This is a genomic window from Mycobacterium sp. (assembly GCF_050701675.1).
Classification (GTDB): Bacteria; Actinomycetota; Actinomycetes; order Mycobacteriales; family Mycobacteriaceae; genus Mycobacterium.
This window is the reverse complement of the sequence record NZ_JBOGDD010000194.1, coordinates 1-5824: the sequence shown is the minus strand read 5'-3', so window position 1 is coordinate 5824 and position 5824 is coordinate 1. Positions and strand designations below refer to the sequence as shown.

The 5824-nt window shown below is 66.0% G+C and carries 6 protein-coding genes; 5 read left to right on the top strand and 1 reads right to left on the bottom strand.

Features of this window, described 5'->3' with window-relative positions:
• Positions 1–635, bottom strand: a 635-nt coding sequence (locus ACRDUX_RS05710) for a GntR family transcriptional regulator (RefSeq protein WP_526411859.1), incomplete at its 3' end; no start/stop codon positions are given.
• 182 nt (positions 636–817) lie between these two features.
• On the opposite strand from ACRDUX_RS05710, the gene ACRDUX_RS05705 reads away from it, so the two are divergent.
• The 5 genes from ACRDUX_RS05705 to ACRDUX_RS05685 form a co-directional block, all read left to right on the top strand.
• The gene (locus ACRDUX_RS05705; RefSeq protein ID WP_526411857.1) at positions 818–1615 is read left to right on the top strand and encodes an inositol monophosphatase family protein; all 798 of its coding nucleotides are present in this window, start codon (positions 818–820) and stop codon (positions 1613–1615) included.
• A gap of 17 nt (positions 1616–1632) precedes the next feature.
• A complete protein-coding gene (locus tag ACRDUX_RS05700) occupies positions 1633–1911 on the top strand; it encodes a hypothetical protein (protein WP_526411855.1) in 279 nt (92 codons plus the stop codon).
• Between the two features lies 1 nt (position 1912).
• Positions 1913–3487 carry a sodium:solute symporter family protein gene (locus ACRDUX_RS05695; protein ID WP_526411853.1) on the top strand — a complete coding sequence of 525 codons (1575 nt, stop codon included), beginning with the start codon at positions 1913–1915 and terminating at the stop codon, positions 3485–3487.
• Positions 3480–4745, top strand: a complete 1266-nt coding sequence (locus ACRDUX_RS05690) for a M20 family metallo-hydrolase (protein WP_526411851.1) — start codon at positions 3480–3482, stop codon at positions 4743–4745. The genes ACRDUX_RS05695 and ACRDUX_RS05690 overlap by 8 nt, the downstream gene beginning before the upstream one ends.
• Positions 4742–5824 (top strand): amidase (locus tag ACRDUX_RS05685; RefSeq protein WP_526411849.1); only part of this gene is annotated, 1083 nt, incomplete at its 3' end. The genes ACRDUX_RS05690 and ACRDUX_RS05685, both read left to right, overlap by 4 nt.

Here is a 5824-nt window from a genome sequence, read left to right as displayed (position 1 = left end):
TCTGCCAGCAGGCCGAGAATCGACCCCTCTTCCTGCGGAACGGTGGCCATCTCGATCGACTCATCGGCGACGCAGATCTGCACGCCGAAGCGGGAACGCAGCGTCCGATAGATCGACTTCATCTCGGTGTCCAGCACACCTGCCAGTTCGGGACGCAGATACATCTGTTCGAGCGACAGCGTCTCGCCGTCGGCGTGCCGTAGCCGAAGCAACGAGACCGCCGACTCGTCCGCTGACAGACCAAGGGCCTCGCGCGCTCGGGTCTGGGCGCGCACCAGACCTGATCGAAGGACCGTGGTGCCATCACGAAACCCCTGTTCGTGGAGGATTTCTGGGATCCCCTTCACGGTGTTGAGGCTGCGAAGGACGCTGCGGCCACTGCAGTATGGGCGCGCCGCCTGCGGTGCGGCATCCCGGAACGGCACCTCCGTCAAATAAGCCCCGCCCGAGCGCCCCCTGACCCGCCGGATCGTGCCGTCATTCTCGAGCAGGGCCAGCGCCTTGCGAACGGTGGTGCGTGACGTCTCCAGTCGAACCGCCAGCGCACGTTCCGTCGGCATCCTCGACACGCCCATCTCGGTGAGTTCCGCTGCCAATCGTCTCAGCGCCTCGTTGACGTGCTCATGCAGAAGCATCGCGTGCTCCCTTGTCGGCTGCACCCGCGGTGGTGATCAATCACGCTAACCCCGAAGGCGTGACGTCGCATCTGGAGAGGAGTGCCCGCCCCAGTCGCGCAGGCGCGATGCGGAAGGCATCGTTACATGGAATTAACATTGAATCGGACGAACCAGAAATGGTCTAGCCCGACGCTGGAGTCGTGAGCACGACACGGGCAGAACGCGTCGAACTGGGCATGCGGCTGGCCCAGGATGCCGGACGGATCTCGCGCAAGTACTTCGAGGATCGCGACCTTGGAGTGCAAACCAAGGCCGACGGCACCCCGGTGACCGAAGCCGATCGGGAGATCGAGCTCCTTCTCCGCGACGCGGTGGGGGCGGCCTTCGCCAATGACGGGTTCACCGGTGAGGAGTATCCGGACACCGACGGCGACAGCGGGTACCGCTGGATCGTCGACCCCATCGACGGGACGAAGTCCTTCATCCACGGTGTTCCCTTGTACGCCAACCTGATCGCACTGCAGGAAGGCGACGAGATCGTCTTTGGCGTCATCAACCTGCCCAGCGCGGGAACCATCGTCCACGCCGAACGGGGTGGTGGCTGCTGGCGCAACGGCGTTCAGGTGCGGGTGTCGGATCGTAGTGATCTCGACGGTGCGTACGTGATGGCGACGTGGTTGGAGGACTGGGAGTCGCAGGTGATCGACGACCTCCACGCCCGTGGGGTGGTGCTGCGCACCTGGGGTGATGCCTTCGGCTACGCGATGGTGGCGTGCGGACGCGCCGACGCCGTGGTCGACTACACCGCACAGACCTTCGACCTGGCGCCGATGTCGGTGATCATCGAGGAGGCCGGGGGCAGGTTCACCAGTCTGGACGGCCGACGGGTGTTCGACGCCCGAAACGGAATGGCCAGCAACGGACTGGTCCACGACGAACTGCTGGCCTACGTGGCCCCGCAGACCGCGTCCACGACTCATTCGCCTACGACGAACTAGCACAGAGGGATTCGAGTATGAAAGAACGCATCAGAGGCTTCAGTCGCCGATCCGTCGTCACCTTCTTCGGAGCGTTCTACGCGCTCGCTCTGCTATTCGCACTCTTTCCGCCGCTGTACCTGTGGGGTAGCGGGATTCGCTTCGAGATCCTCGGGCTCCCGTTCGCGATCGTGTACTGGATCTTGAACGCACTCATCCTCGCGCTCACCCTGACGGCGTTCTACGTCGTGGAAGACATCCGCGGCGAGCTCGACGACGACTCGCTGGAGCCCACCACCGAAGGCCTTGGAGGCTGACATGTTGATCATGCTCGCCATGCTGGCGGTGTTCTACGCGATCGTGATCGCGATCTTGTATGTGTCACAACAGAAGACGACGCCGACCTTCGACGAGTATGCGGTCGGCGGCCGTAGCTACGGACCGTGGTACGTGGCGATGAGCTACGTCAACTCGTGGTGGCCCGGCTCCACGTTCATCGCGTTCTTCGGGCTGGCGACCGGCGCAGGCGTGTTCGGCCTGTACGGCCTGGCCTACTCGACCCTTGGCGTGGCGATGATGTACTTCATGGCCACCCGCGCGTGGCGCTGGGGCAAGAAGTACGACCTGCGCTCACAGCCGGACCTACTGGGCAAGCGGTTCGACTCGCCTGCGGTGAGGGTCGTCGCAAGCGTGATCGGCATCGTCTCGATCTTCCCGTGGGTGGTACTCGGAATGCAGGCCCTCGGAACGGTTTTCGAACTGGCCAGCGATGGCGCCTGGTCGGTTACGACCTGTCTGTTGGTGGGGCTCGCGGTGATCGTCATCCGGCAGTACTGGACGGTCCGGATGGGCATGCGCGGCCTGATCATGACCGATGCCTTCCAGGGCACCGTGGCATATGTCTTCTCGGCGATTCTGTGCCTGGTGTTGCTGTCCGGCGTTGGGGGCAGCCCGATCAGCTTCGGCGATCTCAACGAGGTGGCCGACAAGTACCTGATGCTGCCGGGTGACGGTGACGCCTACGGGCCGCTCTACATCTTCGCCCTGATCTTCACCGGGGTCGTTGGATCACTGTGCTGGCCAACGAGTTTCCAGCGCATCTACACGGCGTCGAGCGTGCGGTCCGTGAAGTCCGGCACGTTGTGCACCGTGCTCATCTCAGGCGTCTTCTACACCTTGCTGATGCTGGTCGGAATTGCGGCCACTGTGATGCCCGACGTGGCCGCCGCGCCGCAGGCCGGCTGGTTCACCATCATGAGCGACTACGGCGGCACCTGGCTGCTCGGTCTTGGCATCACCATCGTCTTCGCCGCATCCATGGGCCACATCGACGGCAGCGTGCAGGTGTGCGGCCTGCAGATCGCCAACGACCTGGTCAACACCGAGAAGCGGCCTCTTTCGGACAAGCAACTGACCTACGTCGCCAAGACGTCGATGGCGGTGTTCATGGTGCTGGCCGGTGTGGTGGCGTATGCGACCTTCAACCTGGACCGGCTGCAGCTACTCGCGCAGATCTCCTACCAGGGCGTGGTGCAGTTGGCGGTGCCGCTGTTCCTCGGCATCTTCTGGCGGGGCGGTAACAAGCAGGGCGCGGTCGGGGGCATGGTCGCCGGCTTCGTCGTTGCGATGATCCTGACCTGGATCTACCCGGACGACATTCGCTGGCTGGGAAGTCTGACCGGCGGTATCGTCGGCCTGGTGGTCAACCTGGCGGTCTTCCTGGGCGCCGCGGCATTCATCCATGCCGACGATCCCGAGAAGGCCAGGGTGGACGATATGTTCGAGGCCGCCAAGACCAGCGTCAAGCGCTCGGCCCCAGCGCCCGACGTATCGCTCGACGGGCAACTGCACGACCTGGCCAAGGAATCGCGGGAGGAAGCACTCGATGGTTGATCCGCGGTCGAAGTTGACCGATGCAGCGTTCCTCGCCGACTTCGTCGCGTTGTCGGCGATCGGAGCGACTGCCGCAGGCGGAGTGGACAGAGAAGCCGCCACTGCGGCGGACGGAGCGGCGCGCGAGTGGCTACGCGGCTGGTTCGGCGAACACGGGTTGGACTGCCGGGTCGACTCGGTCGGCAACATGTACGGCTGCGCGCAGACTGCCGAATCACCGGATGCTCCATACGTATTGGTGGGTTCCCACCTGGACAGCCAGCCCACATCCGGGCGATTCGACGGTGCCTATGGAGTACTCGCAGGCGCGTATGCCGCGGCGGCAGTACTCGCCGATCGGCCCGACGGGGTGCGGCACAACGTCGCTGCGGTGAACTGGTTCAACGAGGAAGGGTCACGTTTCTCGCCGAGCCTGATGGGCAGCGCGGTCTTCATCGGCAAGCTCGGCGTCGACGAGGTCCTCGACACCGTCGGCAAGGACGGTGCGACGGTGGGAGAGGCGTTGCGCGGCATCGGTTTCCATGGCAGCGATACCGCCCCCGAGGCGTGTAGCTACGCGGAGATCCACATCGAACAGGGTCGCACACTGGTCGACGCCGACCTCGACATCGGCGTCGTCACCCACAACTGGACGGCCTACAAGTACGCCATCACCGTGCACGGTGAGCAGTCCCATACCGGTGCGACCCACATGCGGTACCGGCGGGACGCCCTCGTCGGCGCGAGCCAGGTGGTGCTGGCGGTCCGGGCCGCGGCAAGCGAATTCGGTCCCGACACGGTGCTGGGATCGGTCGGAAGGATGACCGTCGAGCCGAACTCGCCCGTGGTGGTCCCGTCGCGGGTTCGGCTGTCCGCGGACCTGCGCGCCCTCGAGGACGAGGACCTGGCCGCCGCGCATCGGTCCTTGATGGCGCGCATCGCCGAGATCGAGCAGCAGGGTGAAGTGGGCATCACCATCGAATCGGCTGCCCTGCGACCGTCCACCCGCTACCAGGGCGCAGGCATTGCGCTGGCTGGTGCGGTCGCCGACGATCTCGGGCTGAGCTGGCAGGAGCTGCCCACCATGGCCGGACATGACTCGGTGAACCTGAAGGACGTGGTGCCGACCGTGATGCTCTTCGTCCCCAGTGTCGACGGCATATCGCACAACGAACACGAATACACCTCCGACGCACAGATTCTCGCCGGGGTCCACATGCTGACCCAGACGACCCGTCGGATGACGACCGGTGCGCTCGAGGCGGCGACCGTCACGTGACCGACGACGTGCTCGACGCCGAAGCGGGCGTGATCAGGGCCGGCTATCGCAGCGGTGCGACGACGCCGGTGGAGGTCCTCGAGCGCACCCTTGGCCGCATCGAATCACGCAATCCGGTCATCAACGCGATGGCGCACGTCGATGCCGTTGGGGCGCGGGCCGCCGCGCTGGCGTCGGCCGGACGGTGGGCGGCCGGTCGTCCGCTTGGTCCGATGGACGGGCTGCCGGTGACGATCAAGGACAGCGTCAACGCCGTCGGCATGCCGTGGCGCCACGGCTGCGCCGCCAACGCCGAACTATCCGACGCGACTACCGATTCCCCGCCTGCTGCGCGGTTGAAGGAGGCAGGGGCGGTCATCGTCGGGAAGACGACGATGCCGGACTTCGGCATGATGGCCGCCGGGGTCAGCTCCCTCTACGGGATCACCCGCAACCCGTGGGATCCCTCCCGCAACACCGGCGGGTCGAGCGCCGGGGCCGGGGCATCCCTGGCCGCGGGCATCGGGTTCTCCTCGGTCGGGTCCGACATCGCCGGCTCGGTCCGGTTGCCGGCGGGGCACTGCGGCTTGGTGGCGCTGAAGCCGACCCAGGGGCGCATTCCCCACGTCGCACCGTCGGTCATGCGGTCTGCCGGGCCGATGGGCAGGACCGTCGACGACGTCATCGACCTCTTCGACGTACTGGCCGGCCCCGACCCACGCGATCTCTGGAGCCTGGCACCGGAAGCCCAGTCGTCGAATCGGGATGCGCTGGAACCACACGGACTTCGCATCGGGGTGTTGACCGATCTCGGCCACGGGTACGGGGCCGATCACGCGGTGCTGTCGGTCGTTGCCGACGCCGCGGAGGCATTGCGCGCGGCAGGTGCCGTCGTCTCGGCAGTCGCGCCCGTATTCGGTCAGAACCCATACCCTGCGCTGGATCGACTGTTCCAGGTGCGTGCGCTGGCGGAGCTCGAATCCATCCCAGTCCCGCGGCGGGAGTTGGTGTACCCGGCCATTCGGCAGTGGTGTGCGGCCGCCGCTGAGTACCGCGCCACCGACGTGACCCGGGACACCGAGGCCGTCGCACGCTCGGCC